The following is a 21,858-nucleotide window of genomic DNA, read 5'->3' as shown; positions in this document are numbered from 1 at the left end:
CGCGCCCTACCCTCGAAAATGTGATGAAAAATCAAAACGGCAAGGGAAAATACCCACCAATTGTCCACAGATTCGATAACAGGGTCCGCTGTTCACAGAAAAAGCGCCGCGGTCATAGCCGTTGTGCGCGTGACGCAACGCGCCAAAAAAACAGGCATTTTGTGTTCACCATACGCCAATCCGCCACACGGCCGTGCCTTGCCGCATTCTACCAGCACTGGGACAACACGCGCAGCGTTTCGATAAGGATCGGACGTTTTTGTTCCCGCGCCAACATTGTGAAACTCAAACTCGCCGGAACCGCGACAGAGGGACACACCGCCAGACCTGATGCGTGCTGGTGATGCAGCGCCACGGATTCTCGGCACAAGCTCAACCCGATGCCAGATCGTACCATTTCCAACATCGACGCCTCTTGGTCCACCTGCGCAACGACATCAGGCTGACAGCCGTGTTGCGCAAAAATGCGCGACAGCAAACGGTGATGCACCGATAGATTCGGCGTGCCAATCCACGGCAGGCAGGCCAGCGCGGGCCAATCGGCTCCGTCAACCTGATCCTGCCACCCGGCTGGCGCAATCACGCGGTAACTGAATTGCGCCAATGACACGGTATGCAATTCATGTTCGCCGTCCGGTGTGCGCAGGGGCAACTCATCCGGTGCGCTAAGGTAAAAGCCCGCATCAATCTGCCCGCGTTTCAGCCACGTCATGATATCACCGCTAACACCGTGACGCAGGCGCGTTTCCACCAGCGGATGTTCCCGCCGCAATCCGGCCAAGAGCCGACCCAGACGGATAAATTCCGGATCCACAATCGTTCCCAACCGCAACAGGCCCCCCACCTGCCCCGCCTGACGGCGCGCGCTGCGCTGAAATTCAGCCATTGCATCCAGCACCCGTTCGGCCTTGGCCAATACCGCAGTGCCGTCCGCGGCAATCTGCAAACCACTGGGGCTGCGCTCAAACAGGATGAGGCCCGTATCGTCAGCCAAACGCTTGATCTGGTGACTGATTGCCGGCTGCGTCAGACTCAGCACTTCGGCGGCGCGTGAAACGCTGCCTTCGCGGGCCACTGTGACAAAGGCCAAGAGATTGTTGAGATTAGAAAACCTGTCCATATAAAATTTCATAATACAGACCTGTGGGATTTGTCATTAGCCCCCAGACAGTTTCACATTTACCAAAGGCGAAATCATTCTGTGGGAGGATACCGATGACTGGCAGCGTAGAAAAATTTGATTATATCGTTGTGGGTGCCGGATCGGCGGGCTGTCTATTGGCCAATCGCCTGAGCGCGGACCCCAAAAACAAAGTACTGCTGCTGGAAGCGGGCAAGCCCGACACCTACCCCTGGATCCACATCCCGGTCGGCTACCTCTATTGCATCGGCAACCCGCGCGCTGACTGGATGTACAAAACCCAACCCGACAAAGGCCTGAACGGACGCAGCCTGCTGTACCCGCGCGGCAAGACATTGGGCGGATGTTCCTCGATCAACGGCATGATCTACATGCGTGGCCAAGCGCGCGATTATGACAACTGGGCTGAACTGACGGGCGAAGCAGCGTGGAACTGGGAAAACTCGCTCAAGGACTTCATGGCGCATGAAGACCACTACAAACTGGACGGCGGCGCAGACCCCAAAACCGGCGACAACAGCCGTTTCTCTGATCTGCACGGTTCGGGCGGTGAGTGGCGTATCGAAAAGCAGCGTCTGAACTGGGAAGTGTTGGACAGCTTTGCCGACGCCGCGGTCGAAACCGGCGTGGAAAAAACCGACGACTTCAACAGCGGTGACAACGCTGGCGTTGGCTATTTTGACGTGAACCAGCGTTCTGGCTGGCGTTGGAACACCTCCAAGGCCTTCCTGCGTCCGGCAAAATCGCGTCCGAACCTGACCATCTGGACCGAAGCACAGGCAGAAAAGCTGCTGTTCAGCGAAGCACTGATGGGCGAACTGCAGTGTAGCGGTGTGCGCGTCCACCGCGCGGGCCAAACCGTCGAAGTGCAGGCCAACAAAGAGGTGGTTCTGTCCGCAGGCGCCATCAACTCGCCGCAGATCCTGCAACTGTCGGGCATCGGCCCGGCGGAGCTGCTGCAAAAGCATGGAATCGACGTGGTGATGGACCAACCCTATGTGGGCGAAAACCTGCAGGATCACCTGCAAATTCGCGCCGTATTCAAGGTCAAAGGCACCAGCACACTGAACACACTGGCGAATTCGCTGGTCGGCAAAGCCAAGATTGGTCTGGAATACTTCTTCAAACGCTCCGGCCCGATGAGCATGTCCCCCAGCCAGCTGGGCGCCTTTACCCGCTCTGACGCCAGCCGCACCCATGCGAACCTAGAATACCATGTGCAGCCGCTTAGCCTCGAAGCCTTTGGTGAGGATCTGCACGAGTTTCCGGCGATGACGGTGAGTGTCTGTAACTTGAACCCGACCAGCCGTGGCCACGTCCGTATCGCCAGCGCCGATTTCCGCGATGCGCCGGAAATCACGCCCAACTATCTGGACACCGAAGACGACCGTAAGGTTGCCGCCGACAGTCTGCGCCAGGTCCGTGAAATCATGGCCCAGTCTTCGATGGCGAAATACGAGCCCGAAGAATACAAACCCGGCCTGCAGTATCAAACCGACGATGAACTGGCCCGTTTGGCCGGCGACATTGCCAGCACGATCTTCCACCCTGTTGGTACGGTCAAAATGGGTCGCGATGATGATCCGACTGCGGTTCTGGATCCGCAACTGCGGATGCGCGGTGTATCTGGCCTGCGTGTGGTCGATGCGTCGGTCATGCCGGAAATCACCAGCGGCAACACCAACTCGCCGACCATCATGATCGCCGAAAAGGCTGCGGGTTGGATTCTGCAGGACAACTGATCCTGCCGTTTCCCCTCTGCATTCAGTATTCGCACTTAGCAACGGACAAATAAGATGCGTGAACCGTTTTCCAAGCTGCCCCTCACGGGCGTCAAAGTGGTCGATTTCGGCCAGTATATCGCTGGACCTGCAGTGGCGATGCTGCTGGGTGATCTGGGCGCGACGGTGGTTCATATTGACCCACCCGAGGGCGCGATGTGGGACAACCCGGCCAATGCCATGCTGAACCGCAACAAGGTCATCGTGAACCTTGACCTCAAAACCGACGAAGGTCTGGAACAGGCGCTGGCGCTCTGCGCCGAGGCGGATGTCATCATCGAAAACTTCCGCCCCGGCAAACTGGCTGCACTGGGTGTGGACTTCACTGCGCTGCGTGCTGCACGCCCAGAGCTGATCACCCTCAGCATTCCCGGTTTTGCCTCTGACGATGAGGAACGCCGTGAAATGCGAGCGTTTGAAAGCATCGTCGCCGCCAGCTCCGGCGTGTTCACCGACATGGGGCTGAACCGTGTTCTGATGGGTCTGAACCCGTCCTTCTCACCTCTGCCGTTGTCGTCGGCCTATGCTTCGCAAATTGCGGCATCCGCGACGGTGCTGGCATTGCAATCGCGTCAGGTCACCGGCGAAGGCGATCAGATCGAAGTACCGTTGGCCGCCGCTGTGATGGAGGGCCTGTGCTATAACTCGATCCACGTGGCAGACATGCCCGAACGGTATCTGACCCAGCGCGAGGTCGAAATCGAACGGCGCCGCGTCGAAGGCCTGCCGATGAACGTGGCCTACGAAGATCTGCAGGAACTGCTGGATCCGTTTTTCCGCAGCTACATGTGTAAAGATGGCCGCATGTTCTATGTGGTCTGCCCCAGCCACAAAAACCACGCCCGCCGCTGCCTTGAGGTGCTGGGCATCTACGACGAACTGGTCGAAGAAGGCCTGACCTCAGAAGAGAACACCTATAAACCCTGGTCGGAATGGGAACACGAAACCTCGCTGGGCGTTTATCCGATGCCCAAAGACTGGGCCGATCGCATCGCCGCCCGCATGAAAGAGGTGTTCATGACCCGCACCTCGCACGAGTGGAAGAAGATGTTCGGCCGTGGCGGCATCCTTGCCGGTGACCTGCACCTGACGCTCCACCGATACGTCCCACATCGACACGCCGTTGATCAGTCGCCAATACTCTTCCTCTGGGTTGCCATAGAAGGTCGGCAACACCATGCGGTTATACACCATGGCATTGGTCAGCCCTTCTTTGCGGGCCATTTCGAGGAAGGGCGTCGTGCGCAACCGTGCAGTCGGAGTGATTGAAAACATCTGAGCGATCCTGTTCTTTTTCTGCCTAAACTTTCGGCAGCCACGCGGTCGCATTCAAATGACGAATCTATGGGGTCAGCCCCTACAGGAGTTATGCAAAATGCCATGAATGTGACTATCACACTCTTTTTGCGTCACATTTTGCCGCTTTTGAACCTTTCCTTAACCGCGCGCGCCCTCAGGATAGGGTCTGCCCCAAATGGAGGAGAGCATGGGTCAACGTCTGCCACACCTGTTGTGGCTGCGCGCCTTTGAGGCCGCGGCGCGACATCTCAGCTTTACGCAGGCAGCGAGCGAGCTGAACCTGACGCAGGCTGCGATCAGCAAACAGGTGAAGCTTCTGGAACACCATCTGGGCGAACCTCTGTTTGAACGCCGGGCGCGGTCGCTGGTGCTGACCAAGACCGGTGCCGCCTATCTGCCCAAGGTGCGCGATGGCTTTGCTCGCATTATGGCCGGAACCGAAGAGGTGTTTGGCGGACGCCTGACCGACGCCCTGACGCTGCGCGCGCCGGTCGGGTTCGCTGCCACGTGGCTGATGCCGCATCTGAACGCCTTTACCGACGCCTACCCTGATCGCCCCGTGCATCTGATCAGCAGCGTCTGGGATGACAGCAGCAACGCAGCGCGCGTTGATATGGAAATCCGCTATGGGCGCGGCATCTGGCCGGGCCACACTGCCGACCGCCTGACGTGGGAGGTGTTTGAACCCCTGTGTGCACCCTCGCTATTGGCCTCTGACACACCGCTGGCTGATGCAAAGGATCTGACGGATCACCGTTTGCTGCATGTTCTGGGCTATGAAGAGGGTTGGTCTACATGGTGCCAGCACCTTGGCGTCGAAGAGGTCAATCCGGGCCTTGGCATGCAGTTTGACAATTCCCTGACCGCGTTTGAATTTGCGGCCAATGGCGGCGGAGTGGTTTTGGGTCGGTCGTCCATGTCATCCCCCATTCTGGCAGCGGGCCGCCTGGTTCGCGCCTTTGAGGGGCGTGCAGATCTGCCGCCTGTCCCGCTGAAAGAAGCCTTCTATCTGACCGCCCCCTCTGGCCGCAAAAGCCACCCCACCGGTGCCTTGCTGCGCGATTATCTGCTGGCGCGGGTGGTTCCCCGTCCTAGCGGCATTCAGTTTCCATTCAGCAGCTGATCAACCAACGCCAGAAACAGCCCCGTGCCCACCGGCAACAACGCATCAGGGAAATCGAAATCAGGATTGTGCAACTGCGGCTGGTCCACGCCGGAGCCAACAAAAATCATCGCTGCCTCGGCCCCGTCTAGGCCGTAGCAGGCGAAATCCTCGGAAAAGCGCTGTGGCGTTGCCACCTCCGCCAATGGGATCCCCTGACGATTGGCCGCGCGGATGACATGCTCATTGGCTGCGGCGGTGTTGACCGTTGCCGAAAACACATCATGCCAGCTGATATCCACATCAAGGCCCTGCGCGGCAGCCACCGCCTGCACCTCGCCGACCGCAGCTTCGATCAGGCTGTGCATGCCCGCGTCGGTGACCGCGCGTAGGGTGGCCCGCACCTCACCATGCCCCGGCGCGATACCGAACGTCGCCTCGCCCAGACGGCAATGGGTCAGCGTCGCCAATTTGAAATCATCATCCAGCGCATCCCCTTCGCTCAGTGCGGGCAGGCTTTGCATCAGTTGCGCCATCGCTACCGCAGGGGACAGCCCATCTTGTGGCTGCGCCGCATGAGAGCTCTTGCCAGTAAGTTGCACCTGCATCCCGCGCGACGCACAACAGGCCGTGCGCTGGCACAGCTCAATCGCGCCCAGTTCCAGCCCCGGCAGGTTGTGGATGGCAAAAGCGAAATCAGGCCGCATCTCTGCCCAGCGGGGATCAGCCACCACCGCAGGTGCCACCATGCCTGTTTCCTCAGCCGGTTGAAACAGCAGCACCACGCGCCCGCGCACAGGGCGTCGCTGTGACAGCGCATGGGCCACGCCAATCACCATACTCATGTGGCCATCATGACCACACACATGACTGTTTTCAGGAACCTCGGAACGATACGGCAAATTTGACACTTCTGGAATTGGCAGCCCATCCAGTTCGCAGCGGATCATGATGGTAGGACCAGCCCCAGCGCCGTCGAACGCTGCGGCGACACCGTGGCCCCCCAGACCGGTCCACAACTGATCCGCCCCCAAATCCCGCAACTCCGATGCGATCCGTGCAGCTGTACGTTCCTCTTGCCCCGAGATTTCCGGGGCACGGTGTAACGCATGGCGCAGGTCGGTCAGCGCAGCGATCAGATCATCGGGCAAGGAGACAACAGGAAGGCGGGTGTCAGGCATGATCATCTTTCCAAGGCACAAAACATCACCGCAGAAGGCCGCAAATCGACCCCAGAGACAAGACCGGAAAAACCGTCAGAAACGGATCGGCAATTGCAATGTGTAGCTGGGACGATTCATACCCTTGGGCGCCTTTGGAAATGTGCCCGCACGTTTGACCGCTGCCAACGCCTCTTGATCGACCTTGTCCATACCTGAGGATTTTGCCAGCGAAACCCCCAACAGCTGCCCTGAGTTTGACACCGTGATGCTCACTTTGGCCACGCGCCCTTTGGCCTTGCCACTCACAGATCGTTTCCGCCGTTCAACACGAGTGCGTATCTTGGCGCCCCAGATACTGCGCAGCTTGGCTTCTTTGCCTTTGCTCAGCGTTTTTACATCCACCTTACCGCTGGCACCAGCCTGAGCGCTACCGCCCGCACCCGCGGCCTTTTGCACATCCTGCCCCGAACTGGCCGCTGTGTTGCGGGTGGACGGTTTGGCCTTCTCCTGTGGTTTCGGCTTTGCTTTGGGTTTCGGCTTTGGCTTCGGCTCTGGGGGCTTTTTGACGACCGGTTTGGGCACCGGTTTGGGCGGTGGCGCGGTTTCGACCTGAGGGGTAGCTTCGGCCAGTGGATCGTGCATCCGAGGCGGCTGCTCCACCTTGGGGGGCACAGTGATCGTCGCTGCAACACGGAATTTCGCATTGGGCGCTTCTGCCACATGCAGAGGAACCATCTGGTCGATCAGCGTAACTTCTGGGGGGCGCGTCCAGTCCTCGATCACCTCTGCCATACTGGCAGGTGCGCCACGCAGTGTGACCACCGCCTGCCCACCGATTCCGCCCGCGTCCTGCCCATCCTCGACCGCTGGAAACTCGGCAAAGATCAGCAGATGCGCGCCCGCTGCCAGCGCCAAGAAACCCGTAAACTCAGCCCAGCGTTTCATGGTGCGGTCACCACCAATTCTACCGCCCCCACGCCAATACCGCGCAATTGCGCCATCACTTCGGCCAGACGCGCACCCTGCCCTGCCGCGTCCGCCCGCAGCACAACGTGCGGCGCATGCCCGTCTGCAGCCATAACCTGTGTGGAGAGGGCCGCCAAAACGGCGGCGCCGCGATGGTCCTCAAACGCCAGCACGCCATCAGCATTCAGATACAACATCAGTTCCGCCTGAGGTTCTGCCGCAGCGGTGGCTTCTGGCGGGGTGACCTCAAACGGATCGGGTGGCGCGATCTGTGCGGTCATCAGGAAGAAGATCAGCAACAAGAACACCACATTGATCATCGGAACAATGGATTCCGCTTTGGGCGGCCTGATGGGCGCATCAAACTGCATAGATGATTACTCCACCAGAACCAGCGCTTGAAATCCCGCCGCAATCAGCGCGTCGGACACGAAAACAACCCGCTGGATATTTGCAGCCTGTTGCGCACGCAAAACGATCACATCCTGCGGCGATTGGACCAAGTCAGCCAACCCGCTGACCACCTGTTCCAATGTCATGGACACCCCATTCAGGCGTATTGCATCCGGCAGGATGTCCACCAGTTTTGATGCGCCTCCCAATTCCCCACCGCCAGAGGCCATAGGCATTTCCACAACCTGATCCAGACCAAAGCGTGACGCCAGCATGAAAAAGACCAGCAGCAAGAACACCACATCAATCATCGGCGTCAGCGAAGGTTTGCGCCGTGGCCGCTGCATGATCCCCAGATCCATTGTGATCACTCCGCCGCCAATGCCAGATCGGCCGGAACCATCCCCTGAGCAACCGCAGCTTTTGACGCCGCGACCGTTGTTTTCCTGCTGCGATCGGCCTGTAGCTTTGTCTGCGCGGTGGTTGGCGTGATTTCGGTCAACGGAACAACAAAAATGCGCGCGCACATGTCTTCGCTGTCGCAGCGCAGACGATCAACAATGGCCTCAAACCACGTCAGGGCAGCAGAGGCCGGAATCGCCACGGCCATACCGGCGGCGGTGGTCAGCAATGCCTCCCAGATGCCGCCCGCCAGCATTGACGGATCAGCGCGGCTGCCGCTTTCCTGCAAGGCCTGAAAAGCGGCGATCATCCCCATCACAGTACCCAACAGACCCAACAACGGGGCGATCGTCGCGATCAGTTCCAGCGCCCGTAGGCCGCTGGCCGCCTCGACCAGACGCTGTTTGGCAACCCGCGCGGTTTCTTCGCGTGCGGCGGCATCGTCGCGGGACAGCCTTGCGTCTATCGCCACCGCAACCATACGGCTGCGCAGACCACTGCGGTCCCGCACGATCTGCTGTGCGCTCGCGATATCGCCCTGCTCGAACGCAGCGACTGCCTTGTAGGCGCGCCCGCGCCCCCAAGCGCCAAGGATCACGAAACGCCACAATTTCCACAGGATCAACGCCAGCGTCAGCACCGACAGCGCCGCAATCGCCCAGATCGACGGACCACCATCGCGCAGAAACGTCATTGCCGCATCAGATGCACTGGTGGCAACATCCGGTGCGGTCAATTCATCAGGTTGCGGTGTTACGCCCTGCGGCAACGCTACCGATACAGGGTCGGCTGGGGCCGCCTCAACCTGCGGCGCCTGCATCTGCGGCAGCGGTGGCATTTGAGGCTGTGCAACATCCTGCGCAAAGGCAGACGCGGCCAGCATGAACACACCAGCAACCGCCAGACCCAATCGAATAGACATAGTAGACATGAGGCCCGGCCCCCATTTTCACGGCGCCGGAATGCCCCTTTGACCAACAAACAGGCGGGCGTTAGGCGTCGCGGCTGAGTTGTTGGCTTACCCCAATATCAACAAACAGGACATGGGCGGCTAAGGGCTGGGTAGCATTAACCTATTCTTTCTGTCAAGAATAAGCAATCCTACCGCCCTGTCGCCGCGTGTTTAGACCTTGGGCGCGGCCGCCTTTTGCGCCAGCGTCAGGCAAACTTCGGTCGCTTTTGCCATGTCCTGAACCGACACCCATTCCAACGGGCCGTGAATGTTCTGCATGCCGGTAAAGATGTTGGGCGTCGGCACCCCAAATTCCGTCAGGCGCGACCCGTCCGTGCCGCCGCGAATGGGCACCGACACCGGTTCAATCCCATGCGCACGGCTGGCATCGCGGGCCAGTTCCACCGGCGTCATATCGTTTTCCAGCCAGTAGCGCATGTTGCGGTACTGCGGTTTGATCTCGCAGGTGATTTCCGCCCGTGGCTCGCTGAGCTGTACGGCCTCGCAGACCTTTTGCAGCAGCTCGCCTTTGGCGGCCAGACCGTCCAGTTCAAAATCGCGCAGGATCAGGTGCAGCACCATTTCATAGGCGTCCCCCGCCATATCCGTAACCATAATGAACCCGTCGCGGTCATCGGTGGCTTCCGGCGTCATCGTCGCCTGTGGCAGGGTTTGCACAATTTTTGATGCCAGATGGGTCGCGTTCACCAATTGATCCTTGGCCAGACCGGGGTGGATGGACACCCCGCGCACCCGCACCACCGCGCCATCGGCAGAGAAACTTTCATACTCGATCTCACCCACAGCACCACCATCCAGCGTGTAAGCAAAATCCGCCTTCATATCTTGGGGCAGCTCAGTACCAACGCCGCGCCCGATCTCTTCATCGGGGGTGAAGGCGATCCGCAGCGTCGGGCGTTCAATCTCTGGGTTTTGCAGCAGGTGACGCGCCATGGTCATGATGATCGACACCCCGGCTTTGTCATCCGCACCCAAAAGCGTCAGACCAGAGGCGGTGATAATATCTTCGCCCCGTTTACCGGCGAGATAGGGGTAATCACTGGGCGACAGCACCAGCGCGGGATCATCAGGGAAGGTGATATCACCGCCGTTATACCCCTTGATCACCCGCGGTTTCACATCCGTTGCGTTAAACTGCGGTGCGGTGTCCACATGCGCCAGAAAACCAACAGTCGGCCCCGCGACCGTCCCCGGAACGGTGGCCAGCACCACGCCGTAGTCGGTCAGTTCCACATCGGCGGCGCCCATGTCGGTCAGTTCCTGCTGCAACAGGCGCAGCATGTCGTATTGGATGTCCGTGCTGGGGGCGCTGGGGCTGGCGGCGTCGCTCTGGCTGTCGATCGCGGCGTAGCGGACCAGTCGGTCCTCCAGTTCATCGGTAAATCTGTCGCTCATCTCAGCCTCACTTGGTCAAATGTTGGCCGCAGGGAAGCGCTGGTGCGGGGCAATGTCAAGCGCAGTGCCCCGCACAAGGTTATCGAAGATGGTTAAGGCCGCTGACCCACCGCACGCCCGACTCCTTCGGGCTGTGGCAGGGCGGCGTGGCGGCTGGCGTAACTCTCTAGCGCGGCGGCCACGTGATCGGCAGGCGGACAGGACCGGCGGGTGCCAAGGTCAACATGCAACAGTAGTGTTTCCACCGTCGCCACCGTGCGCTCACCAGACAGCAGCGTATGGAACAGATGCAGTTTCTTCCCCTGCCCCGACAACACCTGCGTCTGCACCTGCAAACGCGCGCCTTGATGGGTTTCATCCAGATAGCGCACATGACTTTCGGCGGTGAAATAGCTCAGGCCGCCCGCGATGTAATCAGCATCTGCGCCGATCATTTCCATAAAGCAGTCGCTGGCTTTGGCGCCTGCCTCTAGGTAGTGGGTTTCGTTCATATGGCCGTTGTAATCGGTCCAGGTTTGCGGCACCTGAATGTCCAACGTCACCGGCAGATCGCCGACCTGTGGGATCGCCAACAGTGCCTCGTGGGCGCGGATCACCCCGCCTGCCCCGCTACCGGATTGCTTCAGGCTGCGCATCATACCCACCAGGTTGTCATCGCGCAGACGTTCCAGCTGTCGGATCGACAGATGCCCCGATTGTTCATCGGACTGGCCGGCGATCAGATCGACCAGTTCATCGGTAAACTCCGGCACATCCATCAGCTTGGTCCAAGGCCACTGCAACGCGGGGCCGAACTGCGCCATAAAGTGTTTCATGCCTGCCTCACCGCCAGCGATGCGGTAGGTTTCGAACAGCCCCATCTGCGCCCAGCGCAGGCCAAAGCCCATGCGGATCGCCTCATCAATCTCTTCTGTTGTGGCAATACCATCTTTGACCAGCCACAGCGCCTCGCGCCAAACCGCTTCGAGGAAACGGTCTGCGATATGGGCGTCGATCTCTTTGCGCACTGTCAACGGGTAAAGCCCCACACTGCGCAACACCTCGGCGGCACGGGCACAGGTTTCGCTGTCGCCCACCAGTTCGATCAGCGGCAGCAGATAGACCGGATTGAATGGATGGGCGACGATGGCGCGTGCGCCTTGTTCATTCAATTCAGACGGTTTGAAGCCCGAAGTTGACGACCCGATGATGGCATCCGCTGGCGCCAGTCGGGTCAGGTCCGCATGGATACGGTGTTTCAGATCCAACCGTTCCGGTACGCTTTCCTGAACCCATGCCGCACCCTCCAGCGCCGCACCCAGATCATCATGAAAGGTCAGTGTCCCTTCAGACGGCAGGGGTTTGTCATAAAGCGCAGGCAGCGCGCGGCGGGCGTTGTCCAGTACCTCACCAATTTTGCGCTCGGCCTCTGGATCGGGGTCAAAGACCGCCACATCCCAGCCATTGAGCAAAAACCGTGCGGCCCAACCGCCACCAATTACGCCGCCGCCAATGATTGCTGCCTTTTTTGTCATGCGTTCCCCGTATTTCCTTAGTCGATACAAATGGTTTGCTGGCGTCCATCCGCGTCCAAGAGGTCAAAACACCCAAAGATCGGCGTCTGTGCGCTGCATTGCTTGGTTTCTGCCAGACAAAAGCCTGTGCAGTCGTTTTCAGTGCGGCACGCCTGCCCTGCATCCGGCTGGGGCCGGAAACAGACATATTGGCGCGCCAAACCGCCGATTTGATATGTGCCGCCCTGCGCCTGACACGTCGCCCGTGCTGCCGGATCAGGTTTGGCAGGGACGGACAGGTCAATCAGCGGGCGGGCACTTTGCACCTGTGGTGCGGGCTGTTTTTCAGCCGATGTTTGTTTTGGGGCGTCGGCCTCTGTCTGGCAGGCGGAAACCGCCAGTGCTGCTGCGATGGTCAACGATCGGGAAAGGGCGCTGAATCTGGGCATATCACCACTCCGTTATGCTCTTTCCCTCACGCTATCATAGTGCGCGGCCTGAGGTCAGGCCGGTGATCCGGCCCCCGCGCCCGCGACGGCGGATAACAGCCGCCGCAGTGCGCAGACACCAGCCGTCATCACGATGACACAGGCGCCCGTTTGACCAATCCCAACCGTTCGCGCACAGCCTCTGGGCCAATAACCCGCGCGCCCATGTTTTCAATGATGGTGACCGCGCGTTCGACCAATTGTGCGTTGGTCGCCAGCACGCCCTTATCGAGCCACAGGTTATCCTCTAGCCCGACGCGCACGTTGCCGCCTGCCAGAACAGCCGCCGCCACATAGGCCATCTGATCGCGCCCCAATGAGAACGCAGACCAGTTCCAGTCATCGGGCACGTTATTCACCATCGCCATAAAGGTGTTCAGATCATTCGGTGCGCCCCACGGCACGCCCATACACAGCTGCACCAGCGCGTTGGGTTCCAAGATACCCTCTTTCACCAATTCCTTGGCGAACCAAAGATGACCGGTATCAAAGGCCTCGATCTCGGGCTTTACGCCCAGATCCGTCATCATCTGCCCCATCGCGCGCAACATGCCGGGGGTGTTGGTCATCACATAGTCGGCTTCGGCAAAGTTCATGGTGCCGCAATCCAGCGTGCAAATCTCGGGCAGGCATTCGGCGATGTGCGCCATCCGTTCGGTGGCGCCCACCATGTCCGTTCCCGCCGCGTTCACCGGCAGCGGCGCCTCGGTCGAGCCAAAGACCATATCGCCGCCCATGCCTGCGGTCAGGTTCAAAACAACATCCACATCAGCATCGCGCACACGATCTGTCACCTCACGGTACAGCCCAAGGTCACGGCTGGGCGCACCGGTTTCAGGATCGCGCACATGGCAATGCACCACGGCGGCGCCAGCCTTGGCCGCATCAATGGCGGAATTGGCGATCTGTTCGGGACTGCGTGGCACATGCGGGCTGCGATCCTGTGTACCGCCTGATCCGGTGACAGCGCAGGTGATGAAAACATCGCGGTTCATAGTCAGTGGCATGATTATTTTCCTTTCCAGACGGGATCGCGTTTTTCCGCAAAGGCGCGCGCGCCTTCTAGCTGATCCTCAGATGTGTAGAGTGTTTCGACAGTCGCGAACTGGCTTTTGGTGATGCGATTCATCGCGTCCTGAAATTTCATATCCTCAGCCTCGCGCACGATCTCTTTGATCGCGGCATTGACCAGCGGCGGACCAGAGGCGATGAGCTGCGCCATCTCCCGTGCTCGCGCCAGCAGCTGATCCGCAGGATGCACCTGATTGATCATCCCCCAACGCGCCGCCTCTTCCGCATCCAGCCAACGGCCCGTGAACAGCATCTCCATCGCGATATGATACGGGATACGTTTGGGCAGCTTGATTGATGCCGCATCGGCCACTGTGCCGGATCGGATTTCCGGCAGGGCAAAGGTCGCGTGATCCGCCGCCATGATGATATCGGCAGACAGCGCCAGTTCCAGACCGCCACCGCAGCAGATGCCATTCACCGCCGCGATCACCGGTTTGTTGAGCCCGCGCAATTCCTGCAGGCCGCCAAAGCCGCCGACGCCATAGTCTCCATCCACTGCATCGCCATCGGCGGCAGCCTTCAGATCCCAGCCGGGGCAGAAAAACTTCTCTCCCGCGGCGGTGATGATCGCAACGCGCAATTCTGGATCATCGCGGAAATCCTGGAACACCTTGCCCATGATACGGCTGGTAGCCAGATCAATGGCATTGGCCTTGCCACGGTTCAGTGTCACCTCCAACACATGACCGTCTCGGCGGGTTTCAATCGGGTTTAGGGTCTCAGCTGTCACTTCTGTCATCGTGACCTCCTGTCTTGATCAAGGCATCTGCGGCCACAGCCATATGCGGCGCGCAGATCAATGGGTTGATGTCAATCTCACTGGGGCGTTTTGCGATGACATAGTCCTGCACCGCCATCACCGCGTCCAGAATGCTGTTTAAGTCAGCAGCGGGTTTGCCACGGAACCCATACAATAGCGGCGCAATCCTCAGCCGGTCGAGCGCGGTCGCCACATCGGCACGGGCGGCGGGGATCAGCAACTGCGTGCTGTCCTGCAACAGCTCGGTGGTCACCCCACCTGCGGCCAGCGTCAGAACGTAGCCATGCGCCGCGTCACAGGTGACGCCGATCAACAGTTCGGCCACCGCGCCTGTCACCATCTGTTCCAGCAAAAACGCCTGCCCGCCCATCGCCTGCGCCGCTTGCTCAACCGCTTCCACGGTTGTCAGGTTCAAGGCGACACCACCTGCCTCGGATTTATGGGCCAGCCCAGCGGTTTTCAGCACCAGCGGATACCCCAACTCTTGCGCAGCTTGGGCCAGCTGATCGCGCGTCACCTCCAACCGGCGGGGAACGGTTAGGCCATAGTGCACTAATGCGGCCTTGGCCTCGGCCTCATGCAGAACCACGCCCTCCTCTAAGTCGCCCGGCGGCAACAACAATTGCTGGGGATCAGGCGTGCGCATGTCTGCCACAGCGGCAATGGCCTGTAACGCGGGGTCCATTCCGTGCATTGGAATAATCCCCGCCGCCAATAGATCCTGCGATACCTCCTCTGGCAATCCTTCGGGCAGCGAGGTTAAAACCGCCATCGGACGGGATTGCGCAGCGCGCGCGGCACAAAGGGCGCGCACGGTCGGCATCCAGTCATCGGGCGCACACCGATCCGCACGCGGCAGATCCAGAACCAACACGCCCAGTGCAACATCCGCTGTCATCATGGCGCCAAAGCAAGCCTGCATCGCCGCCTCATCCCCCCAAATGTAGGTATGATAATCCAGCGGATTGGCCAATGCCACATGGGGGCCAAGCGCGGCACGCAACCCTGTTTGCTGCGCCTCTGACAGCGGCGGATAGGTCACGCCAGCGGCGGCGCCGATATCGGCCATCAGGCTGGCTTCGCCGCCCGAGCAAGAGGCCGAGACTATCCCAGCATGCGGCAAAGGTCCCGCCACGTGCAGGATTTTCAACGCCTCCAGCATGGTGTCCAGACTGCCGACCTGCGCGATGCCCAAACGCCGCAACAACGCGGTCGCCCCCGCAGCAGATCCCGCCAATGACGCGGTGTGGGAAATCGTGGCGGCCTGCGCCTGTTCCGATGCGCCAACCTTTAGCGCGACGATCGCTTTGCCCGCGTCATATGCGGCATGCGCCAGCGCCTCGAAGCCGCGCAGATCATCGATCCCCTCAATATGCAGGCCCAGCGCGGTGACGCGCGGATCGGCCAGCAGCGCCTGCGCCACCTCCGAAAGGCCCGTCTGCGCCTGATTGCCCAGCGTCACCAGATAGGCCAATGGCAGGCCACGACGCTGCATCGACAGGTTGATCGCGATATTGGAACTTTGGGTCAGGATGGCGACACCCCGATCAACTGGGCGACCACCGTGCTGATCCGGCCACAGCGCAACCCCATCCAAATAGTTGATGAACCCATAGCAATTGGGCCCCAGAATAGGCATATCCCCCGCCGCAGACAGAAGTGCCGCCTGCAGATCCGCGCCATCACCTGTTTCGGCGTCCGCCTCCAGAAAACCAGAGGCAAAGCACACCGCGCCGCCCGCACCGCGCGCAGCCAGATCGCGCACCACATCCACCGTGGCATTGCGGTTCACCCCGACAAAGGCCGCATCCACCGCCTCTGGCAGATCATTGACGGAGGGGACGGCACGCACGCCTGCCACCTCATCGCGACTGGGATGCACAGCGTAAAGAGGACCGGAAAACCCGATTTTGCGGCATTCAGCAATGACATTGCCCGCCCATGTGCCGCCGCCGATCACCGCAATGGACCGTGGTGTCAGCAGGCGGGTAAGATCGCGAGCGCCCACTTAGGCACCCAAGGGCCGGAACAGATCCCGGCTGATGATGTGGCGCTGAATTTCGCTGGTTCCGTCCCAGATCCGTTCCACCCGCGCATCGCGCCAGAACCGTTCGATGGGGAAATCATCCATCAGCCCCATACCACCAAAAATCTGCAACGTGGTGTCCGTCACCCGAGCCAGCATTTCACTGGCGTACAGCTTGGCGCTGGCAATTTCGCGGTTGGCAGGCAGCCCCTGATCCAGCCGCCAGGCGCCAGACAGAGTCATCCAGTCGGCGGCGTCAATTTCGGTAATCATATCAGCGATCTGGAAACTGATCCCCTGAAACTTGGCAATCTGTTGGCCGAACTGTTTGCGTTCCGCCGCGTAGTGCAGCGCATGGTCAAAACAGCGCCGCGCCCGTCCGACACAAAACGCCGCCACGGTCAGACGTGTGGCGTAAAGCCATTCGTTCATCACATCAAATCCGCCATCAACGGCGCCCAAAACCTGCGCATCCGGCAGGCGGCAATCATCGAAGGTAAGGATGTAGTTTTTGTATCCCTTGTGACTGACCGAATTGTATCCCTCGCGGACCTCAAAACCGGGATGACCACGATCGACCAGAAAACAGGTAATCCGCTTCTTCGGCCCGCGCGGTGTGTCATCTTCGCCTGTGGCGACAAACACGATGAAGAAATCCGCATGCTCTGCCCCTGAAATGAAATGCTTGGAGCCGTTGATCACCCAATCCCCTCCGTCGCGACGCGCCTGACATTTCATGCCGCGCACGTCAGATCCGGCATCCGGTTCGGTCATCGCCAGCGCATCCATCTTGTCCCCGCGCACTGCAGGCAACAGGTATTTGTCGCGCTGATCCCCTTCGCAGGCCATCAGGATGTTTTGCGGCCGGCCAAAGAAATGGGTCAAGGCCATACTGCCACGGCCCAGTTCCCGTTCCACCAGAGTGAAATCCATGTGGCTCAGCCCCGCGCCGCCGACCTCTTCGGGGAAGTTGCAGGCGTAAAATCCCAGATCGATGCACTTCTGCTTGATCGCGTTGCCCAGTTCAGGCGGCACATGACCGGTGCGCTCAACCTCGGCCTCGTGCGGGTAGATCTCTTGTTCGACAAAACTGCGCACGGTGGAGGCGATCATCTCCTGCTCCGCGCTCAGGCCAAAGTTCAGACCCGAAGCGGCTGTATCTGCGTCTTGTGGCATGATGCCCTCCCCTCACGACAGTGGTTTAAGATTGCCTTTTGCCGGACGCTAACGCAGGGTTAGCCACCTGACCTTGCAGAATTGGATAAAAAACGTGCATAAAGCGCAATCAGATACACCCCGACATATCGGGTTGATGCTGTTTGACGGTTTTTCAAACCTCTGCCTTGCCAACGCGGTGGAACCGCTACGCGCTGCAAATTCGCTGTCTCGGCGCAGGCTTTATGACTGGGGGTATTATAGCCAGCGGGGTGAGGTTCTTCTGTCCTCTTCTGCGCTGCCCGTACACCCCAAAGCGTTGAGCGCCGACACCGGCGGCGCCGCATTGCTGGTCATGCCCAGCTACGGCTACGAAACACTGGACACCCCGGAATTGCGCCGCAGCCTGCGGGCGGCGGCGGGGCGGTTTGATGTGCTGGCGGGATTGGATACTGGCGCGTGGCTGCTGGCATCGGCGGGGCTGCTGGACGGGCACCGCGCCACCGCACATTGGGATGTGCTGGGCGATCTGGCCGAGGCCTTTCCAACCATTGATGTGGTTGATACCCGCTGGGTCATCGACGGCAACCGCGCCAGTTGCGGCGGCGCGACGACAACGCTGGAACTGCTACTTGAAATGATAGAACGCCATCACGGTGCCACGCTGGCCCTTGAGGTTTCATCGCTGTTCATGTTCGGGGAACGCGATCCGCAAATGAACCCGCTTCGGCGCTGGCCCGAAGATCAACTGCTGCGCGCTGCTGCCGCCCTGATGCGCCGCCACATCGAGGCGCCACTGCCCATCCCCGCACTGGCGCAGCGCATCGGCATCAGTGCCCGACGTTTGGAACAGATCGCACGGGCGGAAACCGGTCAGACCCCAGCCCAGATCTATCGCAAGATCCGGCTGGCCGAAGCCCGCCGTCGTCTGGAACAGACCCAAGCCAGCGTCACAGAGGTGGCGCTGCGCTGCGGTTATCATGACCCGACAGCCCTGACACGCGCCTTTCGCGCGGAATTTGGGGTCACCCCCAGACAGGTCCGCCAGATGATTAACGCGACCTAAGCCCCCCAACCAAAGCAACAATGATAAAACACACGAAAAAGGCCGCCCAAAACAGGCGGCCTCTTGGCTGTTCAAATCCCCACTTGGTCTTAGCTGTGCAGCGCCTGAATGGCACTGGTCAACGACACCGCACCAGCAATGCTGCCGTCAGGGCCTGTGACCTTGATGGTCTGACCTTCCGCCTCTGCCATGGTGGACAGCGCATCCTCCAACACTGTGTTGCCCGCCAGCTGGGGCGCATCAGCTGGTGCTGCGGCCAGCGCGTCGGCCGATGCAATCGCACGCAGTTGGATCACCCGACCGCGGTTGATGTCCTTGATAAAGTCGCGGATGTAGTCATCAGCAGGGTTCAACACGATCTGCTGCGCGTCGCCCTCCTGCACCATAGCGCCGTCACGCAGGATGGCGATTTTGTCGCCAAGACGCAGGGCCTCATCAAGGTCGTGGGTGATAAAGACGATGGTTTTATGCAACTCTTCCTGCAGTTCCAGCAGGATCGACTGCATGTCATAACGGATCAGCGGGTCCAGCGCGGAAAACGCTTCGTCCATCAGCAGGATATCCGCATCTGTCGCAAGACCACGGGCCAGCCCCACGCGCTGCTGCATACCGCCTGAGAGTTGCCCGGGATAGCGATCCTCATAGCCCGACAGGCCAACGCGGTCGATCCAATGGGCGCTGCGCTTGTTCCTCTCGGCCTCATCGACGCCCTGCACTTCCAGACCATAGGCTACGTTTTCACGCACGGTACGGTGTGGCAGCAGGCCAAACTTCTGAAACACCATCGACATTTTATGCCGTCGCAAATCCCGCAGCTGATCGTCATTCATCGCCAGCACATCTTCGCCATCGATGAAAATCTCTCCGCCCGTAGGTTCGATCAGCCGGTTGATGTGGCGGATCAGGGTGGATTTGCCCGACCCCGACAGCCCCATCACCACCTGTATCTGGCGCGGCATGATGTCGAGCGACACATTATGCACCCCCAGAACATGATTGTGCTGTTCCAGCAGCTCATCCTTGGACATGCCATGCTGCACCTTGGGCAGGTGTTTTTTCGGGTTTGCGCCAAAGATCTTGTAGAGGTTTTCAATCTTGATCTTGGGTTCTGTGGTCATGCTGTGATCACTCATGTCCCTGCCCCCGATGTGCCTGCAGACGTTGGCCGTAGCTTTGTGAAATACGGTCAAAAATGATCGCCAGCGCCACGATGGCCAGACCGTTCATCAAACCCAGCGCAAGGTACTGGTTGGAAATCGCGCGCAATACCGGCACGCCCAGCCCCTTCACCCCGATCATCGAGGCGATAACCACCATCGACAGCGCCATCATGATCGTCTGGTTCACACCAGCAAAGATGTTGGGCAGCGCCAGCGGAACCTGCACACCCCAAAGTTTCTGCCGAGGTGAGGCGCCAAAGGCATCCGCCGCCTCCAGCACATCCTTATCCACCAGACGAATGCCAAGGTTGGTCAGACGCACGATTGGTGGGATTGCATAGATCAACACGGCCAAGAGCCCCGGCACCTTGCCGATGCCCAACAGCATCACCACCGGGATCAGATACACAAACGACGGGATCGTCTGCATCACATCCAGAATGGGCGTGATCACCGCCTGTGTTCGATCAGATCGCGCCATCAAAATGCCAATGGGAATGCCGATCAGGATACACATCAAGGTCGCCACAGAGATGATGGCCAAGGTCGCCATCGTATCTTCCCACATGCCTAGAAACCCGATCAGCAGGAAGGCCGCGATGGTGCCAACAGTGATTTTCCAACTGCGCGCGCCCAGCCATGCCAGCCCGGCAATAATCGCGATGATCAACGGCCATGGTGTCGCCTGCAACAGTTTTTCGAACCACACCAGAAACTTCAGCAGCGGTGAAAAGAAAATCTCCAACGACTCGCCATAGGCACGCGAAAAGCTGCGAAAGGCACCGTCGATCGTGTTCTTGAAATCAGCGAGATCGCGTCGCCCCAGCGACGGAAACTCGGTCAGGAACTCCCACATGGTTCCTCCTTCATTGCTGTCCCGTATTCTTGTTGCGCCGGATGCGGGGCGGGATCAAACCCCATCGGGACGCCTAACTGGGCACATGGTCGTGCGCATAAAACAGGGGGCCGCAGCCCCCTGTTCATGGTGCATCAGCTGCTTACAGCTCTTTTTTGATTGCGGTTGCCGCATCTTCGTTGACCCAGGCTTCCCAGATCTGCGGGTAGGTTTCCAGGAAATGCCATGCTGCATCGCCGCCGGTTGCCTGATTGTCGTTCATGTAAACCAGCATGGCGTTCATCACCTCACCAGGGAAGACGCGGGTTTTCAGGTAGTCCACAGCAACGCCGCCCTCTTTCAGGAAACGGTCAGTGACAACGGAATGCACCTCGGACTCGGTGTAGGAACTTTTCTGCGGGTCCAGACATTCCTGTTCCGGTTTCACGATGCAGCCGTCCCAGTTTTCCGATCCAGCCCACGGGGTTTCCCATTCCAGCATGGTCAGCTCATACTTGCCGATAATCGCGGTCGGGGCCCAGTAGTAGCCAAACCAGTTCTCGCCACGTTCCACCGCTTTGGCGATAGAGCCGTCCAGACCTGCGGCTGAACCGGGATCAACCAGCGTCCAGCCTTTCGCCTCCATGTCAAAGGCGCGGAATAGGTTGGCGTTCGACAGCTGACAGCCCCAGCCCGCCGGACAACCGAGGAAGGCGCCCTTGCTGGGATCTTCGGCATCGGGGAACAGATCAGGACGCGCCAGAACCTTTTCGACGGTGTCCAGCTCAGGATGCGCTTCAACAAAGGCGGGGGACACCCACCAGCCTTCGCCCAGACCGGTAATCGGGCCTTCGATGACAGAATGCAGGCGGCCTTCGGCGGTGGCTTTCGCCAGCGGATCACGCACCGCGTTGATCCACAATTCACCGGCAATATCAGGTTCGGACTTTTCGTTCATCGAAGCAAAGGTCGTAGTGGTCGCGCCGGGCACCAGTTCCACGTTGCAGCCGTAACCCTCTTCCAGAATGATGGCGTCTACATTGGCCATCAGTTCCGCAGACGCCCAGTTCATTTCAGCGATTGTCACATCACCGCAATCGGCCATCGCAGCCGTACCAATCATCAGCGATGCACCGACAGTGATCGCGCCGAAGGCATTTTGTTTTTTCATGATAAGAAGTCTCCC

Annotated in this window: 20 protein-coding genes; 4 read left to right on the top strand and 16 right to left on the bottom strand. The window is 59.8% G+C overall.

Annotation, left to right across the window (positions count from 1 at the left end; all coding sequences use genetic code 11):
- Positions 1–208: 208 nt before the first annotated feature.
- Positions 209–1,120 carry a LysR family transcriptional regulator gene (locus TM5383_RS15695; protein ID WP_058320037.1) on the bottom strand — a complete coding sequence of 304 codons (912 nt, stop codon included), beginning with the start codon at positions 1,118–1,120 and terminating at the stop codon, positions 209–211.
- Positions 1,121–1,215: 95 nt separating this feature from the next.
- Between TM5383_RS15695 and TM5383_RS15690 the strand changes: the two genes are divergently transcribed.
- The 3 genes from TM5383_RS15690 (at position 1,216) to TM5383_RS15680 (ending at position 5,344) form a co-directional block, all read left to right on the top strand.
- Entirely contained in the window at positions 1,216–2,883 is a 1,668-nt protein-coding gene (locus TM5383_RS15690; protein ID WP_058319984.1) for a GMC family oxidoreductase, read from the top strand.
- 54 nt (positions 2,884–2,937) lie between these two features.
- Positions 2,938–4,191 carry a CoA transferase gene (locus tag TM5383_RS15685; RefSeq protein WP_231725187.1) on the top strand — a complete coding sequence of 418 codons (1,254 nt, stop codon included), beginning with the start codon at positions 2,938–2,940 and terminating at the stop codon, positions 4,189–4,191.
- A gap of 217 nt (positions 4,192–4,408) precedes the next feature.
- Positions 4,409–5,344 carry a LysR substrate-binding domain-containing protein gene (locus tag TM5383_RS15680; RefSeq protein ID WP_058319983.1) on the top strand — a complete coding sequence of 312 codons (936 nt, stop codon included), beginning with the start codon at positions 4,409–4,411 and terminating at the stop codon, positions 5,342–5,344.
- On the opposite strand, the gene TM5383_RS15675 is transcribed toward TM5383_RS15680, so the two are convergent.
- The 12 genes from TM5383_RS15675 to TM5383_RS15620 all read right to left on the bottom strand — a co-directional run bounded on the left by TM5383_RS15675 (position 5,323) and on the right by TM5383_RS15620 (position 17,599).
- Positions 5,323–6,504 (bottom strand): amidohydrolase, encoded by a 1,182-nt coding sequence (locus TM5383_RS15675; protein ID WP_058319982.1) that lies wholly within the window; start codon positions 6,502–6,504, stop codon positions 5,323–5,325. The genes TM5383_RS15680 and TM5383_RS15675 overlap by 22 nt on opposite strands.
- Before the next feature lie 75 nt (positions 6,505–6,579).
- Positions 6,580–7,431: an energy transducer TonB gene (locus tag TM5383_RS15670; protein WP_058319981.1), complete on the bottom strand. Its 852-nt coding sequence runs from the start codon at positions 7,429–7,431 to the stop codon at positions 6,580–6,582.
- Positions 7,428–7,823, bottom strand: a complete 396-nt coding sequence (locus tag TM5383_RS15665) for an ExbD/TolR family protein (protein ID WP_058319980.1) — start codon at positions 7,821–7,823, stop codon at positions 7,428–7,430. The genes TM5383_RS15670 and TM5383_RS15665 overlap by 4 nt, the downstream gene beginning before the upstream one ends.
- A 6-nt stretch (positions 7,824–7,829) precedes the next feature.
- Positions 7,830–8,207: an ExbD/TolR family protein gene (locus tag TM5383_RS15660; RefSeq protein WP_058319979.1), complete on the bottom strand. Its 378-nt coding sequence runs from the start codon at positions 8,205–8,207 to the stop codon at positions 7,830–7,832.
- Between the two features lie 5 nt (positions 8,208–8,212).
- The gene (locus tag TM5383_RS15655; protein WP_082645512.1) at positions 8,213–9,169 is read right to left on the bottom strand and encodes a MotA/TolQ/ExbB proton channel family protein; all 957 of its coding nucleotides are present in this window, start codon (positions 9,167–9,169) and stop codon (positions 8,213–8,215) included.
- Between the two features lie 201 nt (positions 9,170–9,370).
- Positions 9,371–10,615 carry a peptidase T gene (gene pepT, locus TM5383_RS15650; RefSeq protein WP_058319978.1) on the bottom strand — a complete coding sequence of 415 codons (1,245 nt, stop codon included), beginning with the start codon at positions 10,613–10,615 and terminating at the stop codon, positions 9,371–9,373.
- Between the two features lie 92 nt (positions 10,616–10,707).
- Positions 10,708–12,129 (bottom strand): carnitine 3-dehydrogenase, encoded by a 1,422-nt coding sequence (locus TM5383_RS15645; RefSeq protein ID WP_058319977.1) that lies wholly within the window; start codon positions 12,127–12,129, stop codon positions 10,708–10,710.
- A 17-nt stretch (positions 12,130–12,146) separates the two neighbouring features.
- The gene (locus TM5383_RS15640; RefSeq protein WP_058319976.1) at positions 12,147–12,557 is read right to left on the bottom strand and encodes a hypothetical protein; all 411 of its coding nucleotides are present in this window, start codon (positions 12,555–12,557) and stop codon (positions 12,147–12,149) included.
- A 128-nt stretch (positions 12,558–12,685) separates the two neighbouring features.
- Positions 12,686–13,603, bottom strand: a complete 918-nt coding sequence (bcoG, locus tag TM5383_RS15635; protein ID WP_058319975.1) for a 3-dehydrocarnitine:acetyl-CoA trimethylamine transferase BcoG — start codon at positions 13,601–13,603, stop codon at positions 12,686–12,688.
- A 2-nt stretch (positions 13,604–13,605) separates the two neighbouring features.
- A complete protein-coding gene (locus TM5383_RS15630; RefSeq protein ID WP_058319974.1) occupies positions 13,606–14,409 on the bottom strand; it encodes a carnitinyl-CoA dehydratase in 804 nt (267 codons plus the stop codon).
- Positions 14,390–16,438: an acetate--CoA ligase family protein gene (locus TM5383_RS15625; RefSeq protein ID WP_058319973.1), complete on the bottom strand. Its 2,049-nt coding sequence runs from the start codon at positions 16,436–16,438 to the stop codon at positions 14,390–14,392. Before TM5383_RS15625 ends, TM5383_RS15630 begins: the two co-directional genes overlap by 20 nt.
- Positions 16,439–17,599: an acyl-CoA dehydrogenase family protein gene (locus TM5383_RS15620; protein ID WP_058320036.1), complete on the bottom strand. Its 1,161-nt coding sequence runs from the start codon at positions 17,597–17,599 to the stop codon at positions 16,439–16,441.
- Positions 17,600–17,768: 169 nt separating this feature from the next.
- Here TM5383_RS15620 and TM5383_RS15615 point away from each other — a divergent pair, with 169 nt between their 5' ends.
- Complete coding sequence (locus tag TM5383_RS15615; protein ID WP_058319972.1) at positions 17,769–18,677, top strand: GlxA family transcriptional regulator; 909 nt, start codon at positions 17,769–17,771, stop codon at positions 18,675–18,677.
- Positions 18,678–18,766: 89 nt separating this feature from the next.
- On the opposite strand, the gene TM5383_RS15610 is transcribed toward TM5383_RS15615, so the two are convergent.
- From TM5383_RS15610 to TM5383_RS15600, 3 genes are all read right to left on the bottom strand, one after another.
- Positions 18,767–19,810, bottom strand: coding sequence for a quaternary amine ABC transporter ATP-binding protein (locus TM5383_RS15610; RefSeq protein ID WP_231725185.1), 1,044 nt, complete (start codon positions 19,808–19,810; stop codon positions 18,767–18,769).
- Positions 19,803–20,693, bottom strand: coding sequence for an ABC transporter permease (locus TM5383_RS15605; RefSeq protein WP_058319971.1), 891 nt, complete (start codon positions 20,691–20,693; stop codon positions 19,803–19,805). Before TM5383_RS15605 ends, TM5383_RS15610 begins: the two co-directional genes overlap by 8 nt.
- Before the next feature lie 142 nt (positions 20,694–20,835).
- Positions 20,836–21,843, bottom strand: coding sequence for a glycine betaine ABC transporter substrate-binding protein (locus tag TM5383_RS15600; protein WP_058319970.1), 1,008 nt, complete (start codon positions 21,841–21,843; stop codon positions 20,836–20,838).
- Between the last annotated feature and the right edge of the window lie 15 nt (positions 21,844–21,858).

This window comes from Thalassovita mediterranea, from assembly GCF_001458435.1.
Taxonomy (GTDB): Bacteria; Pseudomonadota; Alphaproteobacteria; order Rhodobacterales; family Rhodobacteraceae; genus Thalassobius; species Thalassobius mediterraneus.
Note: the sequence above shows the minus strand (reverse complement) of the source record. Positions and strands in the feature narration are given on the sequence as shown.

Excerpts from the sequence above, each read along its gene's own strand:
- TM5383_RS15685 (WP_231725187.1), top strand. The coding sequence starts at position 2,938 with ATGCGTGAACCGTTTTCCAAGCTGCCCCTCACGGGCGTCAAAGTGGTC.
- TM5383_RS15695 (WP_058320037.1), bottom strand. The coding sequence starts at position 1,120 with ATGGACAGGTTTTCTAATCTCAACAATCTCTTGGCCTTTGTCACAGTG.
- TM5383_RS15645 (WP_058319977.1), bottom strand. The coding sequence starts at position 12,129 with ATGACAAAAAAGGCAGCAATCATTGGCGGCGGCGTAATTGGTGGCGGT.
- TM5383_RS15660 (WP_058319979.1), bottom strand. The coding sequence starts at position 8,207 with ATGGATCTGGGGATCATGCAGCGGCCACGGCGCAAACCTTCGCTGACG.
- bcoG (WP_058319975.1), bottom strand. The coding sequence starts at position 13,603 with ATGCCACTGACTATGAACCGCGATGTTTTCATCACCTGCGCTGTCACC.
- TM5383_RS15640 (WP_058319976.1), bottom strand. The coding sequence starts at position 12,557 with ATGCCCAGATTCAGCGCCCTTTCCCGATCGTTGACCATCGCAGCAGCA.
- TM5383_RS15680 (WP_058319983.1), top strand. The coding sequence starts at position 4,409 with ATGGGTCAACGTCTGCCACACCTGTTGTGGCTGCGCGCCTTTGAGGCC.
- TM5383_RS15670 (WP_058319981.1), bottom strand. The coding sequence starts at position 7,431 with ATGAAACGCTGGGCTGAGTTTACGGGTTTCTTGGCGCTGGCAGCGGGC.
- TM5383_RS15665 (WP_058319980.1), bottom strand. The coding sequence starts at position 7,823 with ATGCAGTTTGATGCGCCCATCAGGCCGCCCAAAGCGGAATCCATTGTT.
- TM5383_RS15655 (WP_082645512.1), bottom strand. The coding sequence starts at position 9,169 with ATGTCTATTCGATTGGGTCTGGCGGTTGCTGGTGTGTTCATGCTGGCC.
- TM5383_RS15610 (WP_231725185.1), bottom strand. The coding sequence starts at position 19,810 with ATGAGTGATCACAGCATGACCACAGAACCCAAGATCAAGATTGAAAAC.
- TM5383_RS15675 (WP_058319982.1), bottom strand. The coding sequence starts at position 6,504 with ATGCCTGACACCCGCCTTCCTGTTGTCTCCTTGCCCGATGATCTGATC.
- TM5383_RS15600 (WP_058319970.1), bottom strand. The coding sequence starts at position 21,843 with ATGAAAAAACAAAATGCCTTCGGCGCGATCACTGTCGGTGCATCGCTG.
- pepT (WP_058319978.1), bottom strand. The coding sequence starts at position 10,615 with ATGAGCGACAGATTTACCGATGAACTGGAGGACCGACTGGTCCGCTAC.
- TM5383_RS15690 (WP_058319984.1), top strand. The coding sequence starts at position 1,216 with ATGACTGGCAGCGTAGAAAAATTTGATTATATCGTTGTGGGTGCCGGA.
- TM5383_RS15630 (WP_058319974.1), bottom strand. The coding sequence starts at position 14,409 with ATGACAGAAGTGACAGCTGAGACCCTAAACCCGATTGAAACCCGCCGA.
- TM5383_RS15605 (WP_058319971.1), bottom strand. The coding sequence starts at position 20,693 with ATGTGGGAGTTCCTGACCGAGTTTCCGTCGCTGGGGCGACGCGATCTC.
- TM5383_RS15615 (WP_058319972.1), top strand. The coding sequence starts at position 17,769 with ATGCTGTTTGACGGTTTTTCAAACCTCTGCCTTGCCAACGCGGTGGAA.